The 16,811-nt window shown below is 35.4% G+C and carries 18 protein-coding genes and 1 other annotated feature; of the genes, 3 read left to right on the top strand and 15 right to left on the bottom strand.

Going from position 1 to position 16,811, the window contains the following annotated elements:
* The first annotated feature begins 140 nt into the window (after positions 1-140).
* On the top strand, positions 141-1,412 hold the full coding sequence (locus bsdcttw_RS13225; protein ID WP_185255234.1) for an IS110 family RNA-guided transposase: 1,272 nt from the start codon (positions 141-143) through the stop codon (positions 1,410-1,412).
* A gap of 70 nt (positions 1,413-1,482) precedes the next feature.
* Here the strand turns inward: bsdcttw_RS13225 and bsdcttw_RS13230 are convergent, their stop codons facing one another.
* The 11 genes from bsdcttw_RS13230 to bsdcttw_RS13275 all read right to left on the bottom strand — a co-directional run bounded on the left by bsdcttw_RS13230 (position 1,483) and on the right by bsdcttw_RS13275 (position 11,906).
* Positions 1,483-1,980 carry a phosphorylase family protein gene (locus bsdcttw_RS13230; RefSeq protein ID WP_185255336.1) on the bottom strand — a complete coding sequence of 166 codons (498 nt, stop codon included), beginning with the start codon at positions 1,978-1,980 and terminating at the stop codon, positions 1,483-1,485.
* Positions 1,981-2,081: 101 nt separating this feature from the next.
* Positions 2,082-2,855: a nucleotidyltransferase domain-containing protein gene (locus bsdcttw_RS13235; RefSeq protein WP_185255337.1), complete on the bottom strand. Its 774-nt coding sequence runs from the start codon at positions 2,853-2,855 to the stop codon at positions 2,082-2,084.
* A 180-nt stretch (positions 2,856-3,035) separates the two neighbouring features.
* Positions 3,036-3,974: a phosphotransferase gene (locus bsdcttw_RS13240; RefSeq protein WP_185255338.1), complete on the bottom strand. Its 939-nt coding sequence runs from the start codon at positions 3,972-3,974 to the stop codon at positions 3,036-3,038.
* Between the two features lie 79 nt (positions 3,975-4,053).
* Positions 4,054-4,941 carry a hypothetical protein gene (locus bsdcttw_RS13245; protein WP_185255339.1) on the bottom strand — a complete coding sequence of 296 codons (888 nt, stop codon included), beginning with the start codon at positions 4,939-4,941 and terminating at the stop codon, positions 4,054-4,056.
* 451 nt (positions 4,942-5,392) lie between these two features.
* Entirely contained in the window at positions 5,393-5,518 is a 126-nt protein-coding gene (locus tag bsdcttw_RS25235) for a hypothetical protein (protein WP_269140602.1), read from the bottom strand.
* Positions 5,519-5,624: 106 nt separating this feature from the next.
* Positions 5,625-6,572 (bottom strand): GNAT family N-acetyltransferase, encoded by a 948-nt coding sequence (locus bsdcttw_RS13250; protein WP_185255340.1) that lies wholly within the window; start codon positions 6,570-6,572, stop codon positions 5,625-5,627.
* A gap of 183 nt (positions 6,573-6,755) precedes the next feature.
* A complete protein-coding gene (locus bsdcttw_RS13255) occupies positions 6,756-7,142 on the bottom strand; it encodes a VOC family protein (protein ID WP_185255341.1) in 387 nt (128 codons plus the stop codon).
* Between the two features lie 76 nt (positions 7,143-7,218).
* Positions 7,219-7,686 (bottom strand): GNAT family N-acetyltransferase, encoded by a 468-nt coding sequence (locus bsdcttw_RS13260; protein WP_185255342.1) that lies wholly within the window; start codon positions 7,684-7,686, stop codon positions 7,219-7,221.
* A 329-nt stretch (positions 7,687-8,015) separates the two neighbouring features.
* Complete coding sequence (locus tag bsdcttw_RS13265; protein ID WP_185255343.1) at positions 8,016-8,507, bottom strand: hypothetical protein; 492 nt, start codon at positions 8,505-8,507, stop codon at positions 8,016-8,018.
* Positions 8,508-8,594: 87 nt separating this feature from the next.
* Positions 8,595-10,454 (bottom strand): alanine--tRNA ligase, encoded by a 1,860-nt coding sequence (locus tag bsdcttw_RS13270; RefSeq protein WP_185255344.1) that lies wholly within the window; start codon positions 10,452-10,454, stop codon positions 8,595-8,597.
* A 64-nt stretch (positions 10,455-10,518) separates the two neighbouring features.
* Positions 10,519-10,762: a binding site (T-box leader), on the bottom strand.
* A gap of 238 nt (positions 10,763-11,000) precedes the next feature.
* Positions 11,001-11,906 carry an AraC family transcriptional regulator gene (locus tag bsdcttw_RS13275; protein WP_185255345.1) on the bottom strand — a complete coding sequence of 302 codons (906 nt, stop codon included), beginning with the start codon at positions 11,904-11,906 and terminating at the stop codon, positions 11,001-11,003.
* Positions 11,907-12,009: 103 nt separating this feature from the next.
* On the opposite strand from bsdcttw_RS13275, the gene bsdcttw_RS13280 reads away from it, so the two are divergent.
* Together bsdcttw_RS13280 and bsdcttw_RS13285 are read left to right on the top strand one after the other, a co-directional pair.
* Positions 12,010-12,675 carry a YczE/YyaS/YitT family protein gene (locus tag bsdcttw_RS13280; protein ID WP_185255346.1) on the top strand — a complete coding sequence of 222 codons (666 nt, stop codon included), beginning with the start codon at positions 12,010-12,012 and terminating at the stop codon, positions 12,673-12,675.
* Between the two features lie 105 nt (positions 12,676-12,780).
* Positions 12,781-13,491, top strand: a complete 711-nt coding sequence (locus bsdcttw_RS13285) for a phosphatase (RefSeq protein ID WP_185255347.1) — start codon at positions 12,781-12,783, stop codon at positions 13,489-13,491.
* A 198-nt stretch (positions 13,492-13,689) separates the two neighbouring features.
* On the opposite strand, the gene bsdcttw_RS13290 is transcribed toward bsdcttw_RS13285, so the two are convergent.
* From bsdcttw_RS13290 to bsdcttw_RS13305, 4 genes are all read right to left on the bottom strand, one after another.
* Positions 13,690-14,724 carry a hypothetical protein gene (locus bsdcttw_RS13290; RefSeq protein ID WP_185255348.1) on the bottom strand — a complete coding sequence of 345 codons (1,035 nt, stop codon included), beginning with the start codon at positions 14,722-14,724 and terminating at the stop codon, positions 13,690-13,692.
* A 95-nt stretch (positions 14,725-14,819) separates the two neighbouring features.
* Positions 14,820-15,296: a pyridoxamine 5'-phosphate oxidase family protein gene (locus bsdcttw_RS13295; protein WP_185255349.1), complete on the bottom strand. Its 477-nt coding sequence runs from the start codon at positions 15,294-15,296 to the stop codon at positions 14,820-14,822.
* Positions 15,297-15,370: 74 nt separating this feature from the next.
* Positions 15,371-15,997: a DUF6273 domain-containing protein gene (locus bsdcttw_RS13300; protein WP_185255350.1), complete on the bottom strand. Its 627-nt coding sequence runs from the start codon at positions 15,995-15,997 to the stop codon at positions 15,371-15,373.
* The gene (locus bsdcttw_RS13305; RefSeq protein ID WP_197979801.1) at positions 15,984-16,574 is read right to left on the bottom strand and encodes a DUF6886 family protein; all 591 of its coding nucleotides are present in this window, start codon (positions 16,572-16,574) and stop codon (positions 15,984-15,986) included. The genes bsdcttw_RS13300 and bsdcttw_RS13305 overlap by 14 nt, the downstream gene beginning before the upstream one ends.
* Positions 16,575-16,811 lie beyond the last annotated feature (237 nt).

Below are 16,811 nucleotides of genomic sequence, written 5' to 3' on the forward strand. Positions count from 1 at the left end.
TATGTGCCGTCATCCTTTCAAGCACAAACAAGTGGGACATTGAGCCCGGACTCTTATCATTGGTAATAAACCATGTTTATTTAGCCGCAGGATGGCAGTCAATGTTGCTGTTTCTTTAATTCTTATAGGTGGTGATACTTATGATGAGGCTTGTTTACCCCATCTGTTGTGGGCTTGATGTCCACAAAAATGTTATCGTTGCAACCATCGTTACTACTGATAAAAATGGAATATCTGAGTACAATCAGAAATCCTTCTCAACCATCAATTCTGATATTCAGAAATTTCATGATTGGTTAATTAAAAATGACTGTTTTTATGTCTGTATGGAATCCACGGGGAAGTACTGGATTCCTATTTTTAATTACCTTGAAAATGACATCAATGTATGCCTTACTCATCCCAAATATGTCAAAGCTATCAAAGGTAAAAAAACAGACAAAAAAGATTCCAGATGGATTGCAGATCTTTATAAATTCGATCTGGTCAGATGTTCTTTTATCCCTCCGAAGAATTTCCGGCAGCTTCGAGAGCTTGCACGCTACCGTTTCAAGCTGGTTTGTATGAAGTCCTCAGAGAAAAACCGTATACAGAACTGTATGACCGTTTCCAACATCGGCATTGCCAGTATTCTGTCTGATCCATTTGGTAAAACGGCAACTGAAATCATGACCTATCTGCTTTCTAATACTACGGATACCATTAATGACAAAGCTGTTCGCAAACTCATCAAAAAAAATGCTAAGGTTAAGTCTGATGATATTATTGAAGCAATCAAAGGTTATAACATCGAAACCGACCAGGCAAAAAAACTGGAGCTTGCCAGAGGGCATCTTGATTATCTGGATGATATGATTACGCAAACTGAGGTTGAGCTTTATATAAGAATCAAACCTTATTATGAATTTGTGGAATACATATCCTCACTTCCTGGTATAACGGAAATCAGTGCAACCATTATCCTTGCCGAGATTGGTATCGATATGAGCATCTTTGATGACGCCAAACATCTTTGCTCCTGGTGCGGACTTTCTCCATCCAACAATGAATCCGCAGGAAAAAAGAAATCTGTTCGTATTGCGAAAGCTGGCGCTTATCTAAAACCAATGATGGTTCAGTGTGCACTTGCTGCGATCAAGAGTAAAAAACAACCTTATTTTGCAATTAAATATGGTCGAATCAAGAAACGACGTGGTCATAAAAAAGCAATTATTGCAATAGCCAGAATGATGATGGTTTGTATCTATCACATGATATCTGAAAAACAGCCTTTCAACCCGACTGATTATGAGGAATTGATGGATCCTCATTACTCAACTTCTATGGTTACTCTAAATGATGAAAATGTATTTGCTTACCTTGAAGCGAAGGGTTATGATCTTTCCTTATTAGTAAAATGCAACGATAACTAATAATAATCTTTAATACATAAAACGCTGGGGTTTCTGAGAACCCTTAGTTAAGGTCGCCTTAAAATACACATTATTTTTCACTCTTGTCCTCCAATGTCTTCTTAATTATTGAAATCATTTCCTTATTTATATCTATATTTCGTGATGGTGGTAAATAATGATATGATGCACCTTCGTCACGTAAAGCTCTCACAGGGATAATAACATCGCCAGCAGGAATGTCTACTAAAACACCACAACCACCGCAAGCGATAATTTTCTTTATACCATAGCCGATTAAGAAATCTATCATCATAGCTATAGATGCTGAGCCAACTACTGCTTGAATCATACAAAGTTCAATACCTTTATACTCAAGGACATATATTGGGAAGTTGGCCATTTCCGACCTGTAGTTATACCTGATCTCAGATTTATGTTTTGAAACGAAGTCTTCTAAAACTTCATGAAAAAATGTCATTACACATATCTCTGGTAACAAAATTTTACCATTTTTATTTGGTATTATAACTCCGTCTATTTCGTCATCATATTCAAGAATTGGAAATGCATTTTTATAAATAGTCAATTAATCACCTTTTCTAAAATATATTTTATTCTTATCAATAGTAAATTACGGACACAAATATGTATTAAAGTTATCAGTTTTCGTTTTAAAATAATTAATATCTACGTAAGGTTAAATTTTAATAATTCTCTTTCTAAGACATCAGCAAATAACTGAACCGATGTCCCTAATGAACTTAGCCATTCTTTTACTTCAAGGTTCTCTTTGTATTCTAAAGGTTTGTATCTTATCTGAAGGGAATAACATAATTGATCTTCTTCTGGGCAAAGTTTTTTCTTCAGTGCCCACTCTCCAGCCTTCGTCTTACTTATAATATCATGATATCGAAGCGTATAAATGCATCGTGCGATATCAAGCAACCAGCCACACGAATATAAACTTTCTCCGGTTTCAACAGCGTATTTGCGAATTGTCTGATAATGCTGTTGTACACCATCTCTTAATTCTTCATATGTAGGTAGAATAAGTTCATTGCGTATGTCATTCCCCAAAATCAATTGACCATATTTGATTAATTCATATAGGGAAAACACATCAAAATGATACTTGTCAGTTATTCTCTCCCCACTCGTCCCCCAATAAACTACCCTTGAATATTGCTTTTTCTTGAACTCATCAATTGATACAATCGCGCCTTCAAAACTTCTATAATATGGATTTGCTTCTTCCTCTTTTAAAAGCTTCTGCCTTAAATCAACTAATTGCTCTGCTTCATAATCAGATATTTCTTCTTTGGTTAAGCATAATATATCAATGTCGCTCCAACCAAGCTTAAAGTCTTCCATCACAACTGAACCGTATAGATAAATACAAACTATGTTATCTTCCAAGATAGCACTTATACTTTTGGCCATAACATCAATTGATCTATTCATTTCTTGCTCCTATATCAAAATCATTTTATTTGTGTTGCCACAGAATCCTTGAGTGGTTATTGATAACGAATAAAAATCAAATTACCTTTACAAATTGAAATTGCTCGCTTTGTTATTCATACATAATTAGTCAATGTGGTTTTCTATGATATTATGAATTGACTTTGTCCTTTATTGCTATTATTGTAATTCTCCAGGTAGACTCATCATGAATGGAGTCAGTATCGTATCACACCATCGATCGAGTGCTTGCACAAATTTCTCATCTTCAAATCTTTTGTTATGATGTGAAGCTGTATAGCTTATAGGATAAAGTGCGGTAAACACACTAATAAAAAATTGGTTTATCGTATGCTTTGTTACAGATTGATATCCCGCAAAGAGAGATGATGTTAATTTTTCATCGTGTAATGTCCAGCTCATATCTGATAAATCCATTTCTGCAAGTGCATACCCCGATAATGAAAAATCTATCGGACTGATCTCACCATTTGAATATATTAGATTAGACTTGCTTAGATCAGCATGTACAAATATAAATTGCTGCTTTTCTACTATGAACACTTTCCTAATGTATGATAAAGCATCCAACATCGTTCTGTGATTCCATTCCGTTATATGTCTCAATTCGTAGGCTTTCCTAATGTCGTCATAAACCTTATCTACAAACACCTCATCGTAGTAATATCTATCCGGACAGGAAACTATAGACATGGCATTATGTAATTTCCCTATCGTCTGACCAATTTTATAAGCGAGTTCATCCGTAATAACAGTTTTTTGTAGATCCTCTCCTTCGAGCCAGGAAAGCAATGTTACCGGAACTCTGTCTTCAAGATAAGTGATATAGTCGTCGTACTTATTCTTAATCGGAAATTGTGTATTTATAGTTCCGACATTTCGTAAAAGATTAAGTAGTTCTATCTCACTATCTATAAGTTTATGTCGCTGAATGTTTCTACAACCCGCAGAAAGATCTAAACCATTGACTGTTTTATGGATTCTAAGAAGATACCTCTTATTATCATCCTTTACTAAATATGTCATATTTTCATTATGACGTATTAATATTGCTTCAGGATGTTTAAAATTATAATTCTTCATTGCTTCATCCAACATGTGTTAATCCTCCTTACTTTTCTATAGCAAAGTAGAATTTTACAAACATAATGAGAAGTTCACTATCTAATCAGTTTGCTTATTTTAAACACTCAGAATTTGTTCGATACTTTTCTGAGAGTAGAACATATAGCGTTACCCATTTATTGGGTTGACCAACCATACCTACATTAAAATAAGGTTCAGCGAAAGATTCGCTAAGAATATATTTACTCTCGATGTCTTTTTTGCTGTCTAATAATTCCCATGTTTTCTCGCAATTAGGATGATTCGCCGCGCCAAGAACTGAAAGCCCATACATAATCATCTGTAAGCCTATGTGTACATGATCAATCGGATAAAACGTCCCCGCCATATCTTCGATAATTACCTTTCCGGGATCGTCAGAATGGAACGCAACGTAGTGGTTTATATAGAATTTTATTAATAGCTCAAATTGCGGCAGAATAATGCCTGCCTTTTTCAGCTCCGCCGCTAGTAAAAGATATGTAGTAGTTTGTCTATAGCAACCCATATCAAGCAATTTAGAGTCGTTTGTTTTTTTGGTTTTGTCCAGGCATCGAACTGTGCCATCTTGACGTATAGTAGAAAAAGCCAAAAGTATTTGTTCTTGCACCCAAGGATGCTCGTAATATCCAAGGGATACCAAATTTCTCAAAAATAATATTTTCGCACATTTCATACTCAAATTCATATTTTTGATGATACGTTCCATATATTCATCAATAGGTATATCAACGTGTGTTAAACCAAATTCTGCGAGTGCCAAGAAAGCGTTGATATCCTCCCACTTTTTATTATATTTAAATTTATCCATGACTAAATTAAGGCTTTTTGAGCTTAATAAATTTTCATAAGCCTTTTTCACTTCAAGATCATCTTTTGACATACCTAGAAGCTCTGTCATTGTACGGTATTTTACTTCTGGTGTATCATCTTTAAGAAGCCAATTGATTATATTATTCATTGATTTTTCCTTTATAAGCTATTGCGTCTATTTGTTTTTGAAGTCCTTCTACACCGCATTTGTTCGCAAACTCGGTGGAAATGGTTTTTCTTGTAGGATATTTGACAATAAAGCGTTGTTTGAACACCTTATCAGCGATGGATATAATTTCTAAAATATGTATTTCCAATATATCACTTATTGGATAATATTACAAATTTTATTAACTTAAATATTAGCTTTTATTACATTCTTAATTGATGAAAGCGACAAAATGTATTGTAGTTCTATATACAATTTGTTAAAGACTAACCGGAAATACAATGATGAATTCAATAGCCATTTATCTTTAATGTCGTTTTTATTATAGTAACGACAAACCCCATCAAATAATGTTTAAATATGCTCTTTTTTTTCACCATGTTCTGTTAAATCAAAACTAAGTGTTTGATAGCCTTTTTCTTCCGCTATTTTAGCAAAAAACTCTTCCTTGTTCTTTGCATGACATTTTTCCATGAACTTTATTATATATCTTGTCTGATTTTTCACCCCAAATAATGGCAGGGATAGAGTTAATAATAATACTTTGCGTTTTCATTTTTGTCTCCAATCAATTTATATTTGGTACATAAGCAAAATCGCTAAGAATCTGCCTATGGAGGTATATTCCAGCGATTTTGTTCATTGGGAATTAAACAGTTTTTTTAATTATGTAATGCACATTCATCAATCCTACGAACTACACTATTCGTATAAGCAGTAAAATATTTAAGCCAGAAACTATATGCAATAGGATTGAAACTCTCAAAGTCTACTCCTAGGAGCTTATATCCTTCACCTTTTAATTTTCGTATCGCAAAATTTAATAAATTCTGATAGATGTTCTTTCCACGATATTCAGGAAGGCAGAAAGCCCCACAAATATTACATATATTATTGACTTCTGTAACAAAATTTTCAGCAGCACTGCTTTTTACTTCAACAAATGCAATCAGCTTTTCACAATCTTTGGCAACAAATACCCTTGAGTTGCGTTCCTCTGCACGAGCCAGCCAAGATTTAAAATCCTCTAATGAAGAATACATAAAACAAGGACTATTTCCCATATGTTCAGATTCCAATCGACGCATTTCTCCAACTCTGATTACATCTGACTTAGCAAGTTCTTCAAAGTATATGCCATCATATGGCTGACATTCAATTTCCTCCATTGACCTAATGGCATCCATGCAACGAAGACCAAATCCATATGTAAAAAATGCATTTAATGACTCTGCATCATGTGCATAATGTCCAATTGCATGATATGTTATTTTACTTTTAACCCATTTTTCTGCAGCGGCTTGATACATTCTTTGATATATTAATCTTCTATTCTCTTTTATTGAACCATGGGCGTGAATAGGTGAGAATGTTCCCTTGGCAGTTGAGTTAAATGCATTGTCCCAGGGTTCATAACAACATAAATACCCTATTAATCGGTCTTCATCAAAGGCTGCAACACCAAGTCCATTATTCGCAAAATAATCTAAATCGGGAAGTGAGTCTATACTAGGCAGAATTGGCACATATTCACGCTCTTCATAGTAGTTCGCAGCAGCAATTAGCTTTGCACTTTCCACATGTTTCTTCTCAAAATCTATAATTTTCATATTAATCCTCCATTTTATGTGGAGGGTTATTTTACGTGAGCCCTCCTTACACGTTCTTTGTTAGTAGCATTTTTCTTAATCATACGCTATCGCTCCTCTTACTAAATATTTATCACAACGCAAAAGCGCGTCATCATACACAATTGCTATAATTATAACTTCTGATAATGCTCATTAACTTTATCAAATTGCAATCCACCAACACACTCCATATTTATCTATAACAGTCGCACAGCATTTGCTCCATGGAACTTCCTGAATGGGATTGATAATAACACCGCCATTACTTAAAATATTAAAGGCATTATAAACCGCCTCTTCGCTTCCCATCTCAAAAACATTAAACGTCATAGTTTCCCATTTCATTTTGTGAACTATGTTTATGTCGCAAGGATTCGATGCTTCACTTAATGCTAAAAATCCTTCACCATTTACAGATAATTCACAGTGTGCATAAGCGGTTTTATCATCATTTTTCACTTCAAATGTAATCTCTGCACCAAATGCTTTACAATACATTTCTGCCGCTTCAAAGCTATTTTTCACATAAACTTGAGTATAATTTTTCATATTTGGCTCCCATCTGCGTGCTTTAGCAGGCGTACAAAATCAGGGGGAATGAAAGATTTATCTTTCACTCTTTTCCTCATAAACCCAATCTTCCAATATAATAAAATGCATCTTTTTGGTCTCTAAATTCATTTATGCCCAGATATTTCATACCTATTTTTTGTAGAACTCTTCTTGATGCTATATTTTCCGGTTCGGCCATTCCATAAATACCGGTAATATTTGTTGTCTTGAATGCTTCAGATATTATTTCTTTTCCGATCTCAGTTGCATATCCTTTATTCCAATATGTAACTCCAAGTTTCCATTCTATCTCAGGTTCGTTTTCTTTATATGGATTTAGACCAGCTAGTCCAATCAGTTTATTGCTTGATTTTTCAATTATAGCACCATGAAAACAATCCAAGGAAACGAAATTTCTATCTATAAAGAATTGAATGTATTGTTCCGTCTTAAGTCTATCCCAAGGATGGTTCTTGTCTTTTGTAAATTGATGAACTTGGGGATTCGACATAACCTCATATAACCCATCTATATCATTCATCGTATATCGATGTAATAAAAGGTTTTGAGTTTCAATATAAATAAATACAAAACTGCTTATTATCTTATCCTCCAGTCAAATGTTGTAGGTATTTATTCAAATTGCTCCTCCCCTGCCTAAACATAATTAAATAAATAATGCTTCGCTGTTTCCACCATTTGTGACAGATATAATGAGATTATACCACAATTTTACATTTGCTCAAACATTTAAAAATAAATTATTTTCCATTTTCAAAATATTTTAAAATAATCATCTTGCTTAACTACAGCATAATTTTAGTAATTGGATATAGCAATTTTTTTATTTAGCTTAATAGTCAAAATTCCCTACTCAGTAACAGTTAAATAATAAAGGATTTTATCATTTTTTAGCTTATGATTATTCCAATCACCTTCGATAGCTTCTTTTATATTTTTAGAATCTTCAAAACTTACTCCTCTTTTTTCACAATGTACCGCAAGTAATTCATCTGAAATATCCAAATATACAACAGCTTCACAATCTAAAATAACGGTAGAAAACAAAGGATAACCTGCTTTTACTCTCCCAAATTTATATACAAGTCGATCAATTTCATTTCCAAGTTCTATTGTCCAAGGCATTTTAAGCAAATGGTTCATTAATTCTTTCTCTTCTTCCGGTATATTTGGCCAAAGCACTTCATCTAAATCTTCGCAATTGTACTCAGATAATTGGTTAAGCAGTGTTGATTTTCCAGCACATGTTGTACCTATCACACAAACCCTATCCTCTTTGTGCTTTTCAAATATTGCTCTCAATGTATTTAGTGTTTCATTCACCGTAAATTCACCAGCCATTGTATAAAATCTCCTATTCAATATGATTTGTTTTCCTATGAAAATATTTTACTTCTTTCAAAAAATGTGCCTATATTATAATTATAGTTATTTACTAATCACTCCTTTAATCCTTCTAACTCCAGCAGAAGAAGATTGTTCCTTTTCAATATGGAACTTTCCTAAGTTTGTAGTATCTTCAACATGAGGTCCTCCACATACTTCTCTACTCCAAACTTTCCCATCGTTATCTTGGATTGTATACACCTTAACCACATCCGGATATTTATCCCAAAAGCTTCCTTCCACACCACTCTCTTTGGCTTCAGTTTTAGGCAGCTCTGAAATATAGATAACTGCTTTTGATGAAATCGCATCATTCACATAGTTTTCCACTTTTTCTATTTGCTCTGACGTAAGTTTCTCATCATGGTTGAAGTCATACCTTAATCTTTCTGAAGTAATATTACTTCCTTTTTGATGAACATGATCGCCTAAAACTTCCCTTAAACCAGCAAGTAATAAATGAGCTACTGTGTGCAGTCCTGTTGTTTCCGTTGAATGATCAGATAATCCGCCTTTAAATTTACCTGCAGAAGCAGTTCTACTCTTATCGGTATGTTTCTTTGCTGCCTCAGCATAAGAAGCCTTGTCCTCCATGCTATAACCATTTTCAGTCAGAAATTCTTCTGTTAACTCTAAAGGAAAACCATAAGTTTCGTAAAAATAAAAAGCATCAGCACCTGTAACTTTTCCTTTATTCTTCAGATGTTTTTGTATTTCAATTTCTCCTTGCTGCAAAGTTTTATGGAATAGATTTTCTTCCTTCTTTATTATTTCGATAACTTTCTTCTTATTACTGATCAAATCTTCATAGGCTGTTGCTTCCTCTATATAAACTTCAGATAACTCACTTAGAAAGTTTCCTTGTATCCCGATTTTTTTACCTGCACGAATTGCCCTTCTTAATAACCTTCTTGTAATATACCCTGCATCACTATTAGCCGGCTCCGCACCATCATTTATTAAAAATGTAGCAGCTCTCACATGATCAAGTATGATTCTAAACGACTTTAAATCATCATTATATTCTGTTCCGCTTAATTCTATTAGTTTTTTCTTTGCATTAAGGAAGAACGCTGTATTATAAATGTCCCTATCACCATTAAGGGCCGTTGCAACTCTTTCTAATCCGCCACCATAATCAATATTGGGATTTTTCATTTTTACAAAACCTGTGTCCTCTTTTTTGTAACACATAAATACATTGTTACCTATTTCTAAGAATCTTTCGCTTTCAGAAGCAGGATGTTCGAGTGGATCACCGTCCGGTTCAAAATCATAGAACATTTCACTGTCAGGCCCACCCGGTTCACCGACAGGCATATCTAAGGGACTTCCTGCTCTGCTCCACCAATTCTCTTTTTCATTGTATAAGAATATTTTTCCACCTCTTGATGTTCCATATTTATATGGATCATCTTCTATAATAGGTTCTATACCAACCGATTTGAATTTTTCTGACCATATTTGAATTGCTTCCGTATCTTTCTGTATATTCATATCATCACTTCCTTTAAAAGCACTGATATATAACCTATTAGGATCAATTCCTAATTCGTTGATTTGCCAATTCCATATTGCATCGATTTGCTTTTTCTTATAGTTATTTTCATTTGCTTTAAATTCCCACCGACCTATCATTTCAAAAAATGTTAGATGCGACATATCTCCTACTTCATCAATATCCACTGTTCTTAAGCACTTCTGAATATTGGTTATCTCATTCCCTATTGGATGTTTTTCACCCAATAAATACGGAACCATAGGCTGCATTCCACTTCCTGTAAACAAAGTTGAGGGATCATTTTCCGGTAGCAAACTGGAAGATGGCACTTGGCTACCCCCTATTCTTTTCATAAAATCAATATATGATTTCCTTAACTCATCTGGCGTCATTTTCATCATGTTGAATACCTCCGTATTATTTTTTCTAAAACAAAAAAGCCCTAAGCTGACATATATATTGTCAACTTAGGGCGAACTATTTTGTCCGTGTTACCACCTAATTTCAGATTTCTCTGCTCTCTATCAATACGGGAAAAATCCGATATTGTTTCCTGAATAACGGTGGAACTCCGTTGAAGCCTACTAAGATTCTTCTATTCGGTTCACAGCTCCGAGACTGCTTCACTATTAGATCAATGAAGATTCGCACCAACCATCTTCTCTCTGTGAAATTTCTAATACTTACTATTTCTCATCATAGCCTTTTCGTTTTAAGTTAAGCCAATCCTACCACACTGAACTAACTCTGTCAATTTAATTTTATTATTGATTCAGCAATTTATACACCTGATTCAATAAAACGAACAGCAGAATTATCCCAATATTTTTTATAAACCCGATTATTTTCTCCGTCAAAATTCAACTAATACATTCGAAATATAACCGGTATATCTTTAGGCTGCCACTGTACCTTTGTGCCAAAACTCCTTACACAGCCCACTTAAATCACTTTCGGGACTTTGCTCTGTTTCGATATTCCGTCGGTGTCATTCCATATTTCTTTTTGAACTGCGCAGAAAAATATCCCATCTCTCCAAAACCACACCCATCTCCTATTTCAGAAATCTGCCAATCTGTCTCTGCCAGATTTTGAGCTGCTACAAGCAGGCGATACTGATTGACATACTGGAGAGGTGTTGTACCAAGAATTTCTCGAAAACATCTCAGACACTCACTTTTACTGATTGCTGCAGCTTCTGCTATACCTTCAAGAAGAATTGTCTCGTAATAATGCTCCTGAATGTATTTTAGCATTTGCTTTATACGCTGCTCATTTCGTCGCGTCTTCTGTGGTATTGAAATAATTTCATGCTGCTGATGGTCGAATAGCTGCAGTATAATTTCAGACAGTTCATTTCTCACTCTAAATTCATATCCATGTTTGTCTACTGCAATCTCAATCCAGGCTCGCTGTATTCGGTCAAGAACCTCTCTCTGCCAGTTAATATCTTCAGAAAATAATTGAACAGAGTACCCGTTATTATTAATCAACGGATTTAGATACTTTTCCCAATAAATACTATTCTCTGTTCCCCCAATCAGACGCGGATGAAAAACAATAGAATGAATTAATGCACCTTGTATTTCATCGGCAGCTTTGGCCATGTGGAGTATGTCGGCGTTTACAAACGCACCACTCCCCTCTTTCAGCAGGAACTGCCTTGTACCAACAGATAGATTAATTCTACCTTTTTCAACCATAATCAGTTCCAGTTCGCTATGCCAATGCCAGGATATCAAAACATCCGGAAAGTCAACTTCATAACAAGCCGCAGGAAAGAAAACACTGCCATGGGATTTTGTTTCTCTTTTAGTTGTGTCCGTATAACTTGCACTGGAGGAAATAGGCATGGGAATGCTCCTTTTGGCGTTTTTCTAATATTATAAGGTTATTATTTACTAATGTAAAGAGAGGAACCAGTGATATTATATTAATGAAAGAGAGGGAAATGATATGAAATGGGTAAACCTGAAAGTTGTAAAAAGAATTGGGTTGATGATGATAGGTATAGTAGGAATGGGCGTTTTTCTTTCCTTTCTAATTGAAGTAAACTATGGCACCGATACCTGCTCCTTTATGAACCTTGCGTTATCGGAACGTTTCCGGATTTCCTTTGGGACCTGTATGGTTCTTGCCAATATTCTTTTCTTTATCCCGGAAATTTTACTGAAACCTAAGCTGATTAATATTGGGACGATTATGAATATGGTACTTATTGGTTATATCAGTGATTACTGCCGTGTCCTGTGGTCTCGCTTTTTACCCCAGACACTGTTTACTCTTCAGCCATACCGAACAATTACCTTCCTGATAGCACTTTTTCCCTTTCTGGTATCAGTTGCTCTTTACATGAATGCTGATATGGGGCTGGCTCCTTACGACGCCATACCAACCATTATCAGCCTTCGCACTCATCTTCCATACACTGTAATAAGAATCCTCTGGGATTTTAGTGCGATTTTGATTGGCGTCCTGGCTGGAAAACATCTTTCAGTTGCAACTGTTGTTATGGCTCTTTCAATCGGTCCTTCTGTTACTTTCATTGGAAACTTTATGAAATATATTTCCAGAAAAGAGCCAAAACAGAATAGCACTGGCTTTAATACCAGTAATGGTTAGAGTTTTAAAGTAGAGTTTAGCTAAATTCTTAATGCTGTTAAAGAACATATTTCTGTAACCTCGTTTTAAACATGGGATATGTCGGAAAGGTATGGTGATATTATTATGAAAAATTTAATTGCAGATGTACACACTCATACGCTCGTAAGCGGGCATGCTTATGGAACTATCCGTGAGATGGCAAAGGCTGCGGCAGATAAACAACTTCAAATTTTGGGTGTTAGTGAGCATGCTCCTGGAATACCAGGAACGGTTGACCCGTTTTACTATTTGAATCTGGAGGTGATACCTAGAGAGTTATATGGTGTTAAAATGATTCATGGCTGTGAAATAAATATTATGAATGACGGAACATTATCTTTATCCCAGGAGTACATTGAAAAACTTGATTATGCCATTATAGGCATTCATTGTCAGTGTTATGAGAATCAGGGCCGCGAAATAAATACTGAGAATCTGATTAAGTGTATGCAGAATGAAAAAGTACGCTTTATCTCTCACCCGGATGATGATCATACACCATTGAATTACGAAGAACTTGTGCGGGCAGCGAAAGAATTTCATGTTGCATTGGAGGTTAACAATAGTTCTTTGATAAAAAAAGACAGACGATGGAACTGTATAGAAAATTATATAGCTATGCTGCACTTTTGTGAGCGTTATAAAGTGCCGATTATAATAAGCTCAGATGCACATGATCCAAGTTATGTCGGGAACTTTGATTTGGCCGTTAAACTGATTGAGGGACTAAAATTTAATGAAGATTTGATATTAAATACTGAAGTTGATAAGTTAATGAGTTTTTTATGTAACTGATTGTGGACTATCATAGTATCAAGATTCCATATTATTAGATTCTTAAGGATCAATTGTATGAAGGAGCCTGCAAAGTGTCTATATGTTTAACATAATAGGGCTCCTATGTAAAGTAAAATCATAGGAGCCCTATTATATTGGCAAAGAAAAATTCTAATCTGACATGAGAACGGTTATTTGATAGACTACTTATTTCTTTCATAAGCAAGATACTTCTTTATCAAACCATGTTTGAATGTCATCCCGTATTTCTAAAACAGAGTCATCCAATGATATGGGCATTCCACGGCAACCCCCATCACAATGACCAATCTCTCTTTTTCTGCCGCAGCCATATCCCTTTGCAATCAGTTCCTGCAATATTGGGGAAAACTTATTTATGGTGTCCATGTATTCATGGGTCTTTGTCGCTTTCACATTGATATGATACCCATTGCGTAGGGAAGCATTAATTCCCCATATATCCTTCCGTTTATAACAATACTTAATATAGATATGAAACCCTTTTACTTCCACAATGCAAGTAAGACCTTTCCCCAGATAGCGCTGATGTAACAGCAGAATGAAATCCTGCACTTCAAAAGACAAAGTCTTTATCGTTTCCTGTACGATGGAAAGCACATCGGTTTCATCCTTTTTCAATACCCTGTAATCACAACGCAAAAAAACATCCTGATTGATAAGTGTGCCATGGTCTAATTCAGCAATCGCCATTATCTTCAGACCTGTAAGCATAGTGGGATTATCCGGATATGTTATCTTGATGGTTTTGATGTCTGATAAGATTTGCTTTTTTTCATTTATATCTATACCCTCAAAGCATATACCACAACTCATCAGAAATTGCAGGCATTCAAGGTTTTTGCTGACAGGCAGCTTACTATTGAATATGTTGTATCCGCAGATAAGAGACTCCTCGTCACCTGACTTGCCATGATAACCTATGTTCATTAATAAGGTGCTTACATTGTGGAGGAATGGATAGTATACTGAAAGTGTTATACGATTTTCATATTCATGTGCAACTTTCTTGCTATTATCATAGACATCTCCTATAGCGTATAAAACATCGTAAAGCCGAACCAAAAATGCTCTGAACGCCACAACACCATACCGTATATTTTCTTCAAGTGCGACATTTGCATAGACGGGATTGATTGCATATGCTTCTTGCGATACGGGCACTATAATCTCCTTCAAATAGCTTGCCACATCCGGAAGCGTTTTTCTCATATATTTCACCTCTTTTAATGAACTTTTCGTATATCTCTTATCTGATCTGTATATTCTGATTTTTATTCTACCAGCGAAAATAATACTTTAAAGATTTATCTAGCCGAATGATTGATAAAATCAACTTCATACTGCTGTTCTCCATATTTTCTTTCATTGTCAATAATCGTACCCTCTGAAAGGGTGATACGCAGAACAATTGAAGTCAGACTGTCTTCGTCGCCAACTTCATCGAACCAATCAAAGATACTTTTAAACTTCGCTCTGATTTCTGCATTCTTCTCGTCTTTGACCCAGCCGAGATTTTCAGCTGTTCCTTGAAATGCAAACCATTCTAATCCAGCAACGGAAACCTCAGGATTCTTCTCGATCTGCAGCATTTTATTTTTCTTTGCATCCGTAGAAACAAAGAACACTCCGTTTTCATAATAGGCACAGACCATACGGACAGCAGGACGGGGATTTCCGGAAGCGCCAGGCGTCAGTGATATTGTCCCAAGGGCAATTACTACTTCCTTGCCGTTTCCGCACCGCTCTTCCATTAGTTTCATTGCATTTTCGTATTTGTTCATTCTTAATTTTCTCCTTCTCCTTGATATCATTTATGTTGCAAAGATAATCCAACCGATTGAATAGCTTCCGAAAATTATGATTCCAAGCTCAGCCACAAAGCAGGACGAACTCCACCACTGTTATCACCGGTTGTAGGATGAATCGTGTTGCTGCTGTAGCGAAAGGTACCATTTCCCTGAATACCTATATTGCCATCACCATGAATATATACGGCTCTTTTATTATCACGTCCGGGAGACCGAAGCCACCACCACCATACATACCCATCGAATTTCGAGCCTCGCTTACTGTTGTTTTCATCTTTCTTTTGAAACCAGTATCGTTGTTTGGCGCTGCGGTTTTCAAGGTTTTTACTGCTGTCACCGAAATATTTACACACTACTTCTTCAATGTTTAACAGGAATATGTAATCTCTGGTATCTTCTCCGCCTCTTGAACTATACCACTGATTATCCTGGTTTTTATTCATAACCGGAATAATTCTTGACTGCTCGTCCATGGTGAATCTGTTATAAAACTCACCATTAAGATATTTTCTTAGTGAACAGTCAGCCCATGTCACATCGCCAGTGTAATTATTATAGGGTTGCTGTTCGATTATATCTTCCGTCATAATCAATGCCGTATTTCCCTGTTGGTCAAGAATACGCCAATCATAACCGCCAAACGACATAATCTCGCCAATATCAAACTTCGTCATCCTTTTCCTCCTCATATAATATCATTTTTTCTGTTGTTTGTTTGAATGAGCACACATTTGGTAAAGGCTGCGCATTCCTCATACGGCATAATGACCAGCTTAAAGTCGTTTCTTTCATTCTGTCCGATATACTCCATAAATTTTTTATGACACGTAATTCAACATTTCTTTCAAACAAAGCCGCAAACAGATCATTAATTATATATTTAGCAATCGGTATTTGAGCTACTTTTGAGACATAATATCCTGCAACGTTATCTTGCAATTCAAAACCTTCTGGATTAAATTCATAAAGAAACAAACATGTATTTTTCATGGTTTTAAACCAGGTGCTTTCAATAATAACAACATGCTGTATGTCGGGTGAGGTAAAATATATTTCCTTGTCCTGTGATGACGTATTTTCACCAACATGGTATGTTACTCTCGGACAATCTCTAGGCGTCAAAAAATTAGGCAAGTGCTTCTCGTCTATCGCCCATACTAACCCGACATTTTTATCTAATTCAGCTCTTTCTGGTATTCTTGGATTAAATATAGCTATATTACTTTCTTCACTTACATGAAATAATCGCATTTCAATCCCTCTATTTCTTTTATACTCCCGATTTTCTAATATGTATTCAAATATACCACAATTTGGTTATTTTTTCAAATTATATATACAAAATACTACTATCCGTCCATTTATCATCAAACGAAAAAATAGCTGTTCACAGATACACCCAAAGGAGCAAATGCATCCGCTTCTATATATAGTATCGTCGAGGCCGCAAAAGCAAATGGTCTCAGTGTATATACCAAGTTATTGCAT

The sequence above is a fragment of the Anaerocolumna chitinilytica genome, assembly GCF_014218355.1.
GTDB classification, from domain to species: Bacteria; Bacillota; Clostridia; order Lachnospirales; family Lachnospiraceae; genus Anaerocolumna; species Anaerocolumna chitinilytica.

Excerpts from the sequence above, each read along its gene's own strand:
- bsdcttw_RS13225 (WP_185255234.1), top strand. The coding sequence starts at position 141 with ATGATGAGGCTTGTTTACCCCATCTGTTGTGGGCTTGATGTCCACAAA.
- bsdcttw_RS13235 (WP_185255337.1), bottom strand. The coding sequence starts at position 2,855 with ATGAATAGATCAATTGATGTTATGGCCAAAAGTATAAGTGCTATCTTG.
- bsdcttw_RS13240 (WP_185255338.1), bottom strand. The coding sequence starts at position 3,974 with ATGTTGGATGAAGCAATGAAGAATTATAATTTTAAACATCCTGAAGCA.
- bsdcttw_RS13245 (WP_185255339.1), bottom strand. The coding sequence starts at position 4,941 with ATGAATAATATAATCAATTGGCTTCTTAAAGATGATACACCAGAAGTA.
- bsdcttw_RS25235 (WP_269140602.1), bottom strand. The coding sequence starts at position 5,518 with ATGAAAACGCAAAGTATTATTATTAACTCTATCCCTGCCATTATTTGG.
- bsdcttw_RS13250 (WP_185255340.1), bottom strand. The coding sequence starts at position 6,572 with ATGAAAATTATAGATTTTGAGAAGAAACATGTGGAAAGTGCAAAGCTA.
- bsdcttw_RS13255 (WP_185255341.1), bottom strand. The coding sequence starts at position 7,142 with ATGAAAAATTATACTCAAGTTTATGTGAAAAATAGCTTTGAAGCGGCA.
- bsdcttw_RS13260 (WP_185255342.1), bottom strand. The coding sequence starts at position 7,686 with ATGAATGATATAGATGGGTTATATGAGGTTATGTCGAATCCCCAAGTT.
- bsdcttw_RS13265 (WP_185255343.1), bottom strand. The coding sequence starts at position 8,507 with ATGGCTGGTGAATTTACGGTGAATGAAACACTAAATACATTGAGAGCA.
- bsdcttw_RS13270 (WP_185255344.1), bottom strand. The coding sequence starts at position 10,454 with ATGATGAAAATGACGCCAGATGAGTTAAGGAAATCATATATTGATTTT.
- bsdcttw_RS13275 (WP_185255345.1), bottom strand. The coding sequence starts at position 11,906 with ATGCCTATTTCCTCCAGTGCAAGTTATACGGACACAACTAAAAGAGAA.
- bsdcttw_RS13280 (WP_185255346.1), top strand. The coding sequence starts at position 12,010 with ATGAAATGGGTAAACCTGAAAGTTGTAAAAAGAATTGGGTTGATGATG.
- bsdcttw_RS13285 (WP_185255347.1), top strand. The coding sequence starts at position 12,781 with ATGAAAAATTTAATTGCAGATGTACACACTCATACGCTCGTAAGCGGG.
- bsdcttw_RS13290 (WP_185255348.1), bottom strand. The coding sequence starts at position 14,724 with ATGAGAAAAACGCTTCCGGATGTGGCAAGCTATTTGAAGGAGATTATA.
- bsdcttw_RS13295 (WP_185255349.1), bottom strand. The coding sequence starts at position 15,296 with ATGAACAAATACGAAAATGCAATGAAACTAATGGAAGAGCGGTGCGGA.
- bsdcttw_RS13300 (WP_185255350.1), bottom strand. The coding sequence starts at position 15,997 with ATGACGAAGTTTGATATTGGCGAGATTATGTCGTTTGGCGGTTATGAT.
- bsdcttw_RS13305 (WP_197979801.1), bottom strand. The coding sequence starts at position 16,574 with ATGCGATTATTTCATGTAAGTGAAGAAAGTAATATAGCTATATTTAAT.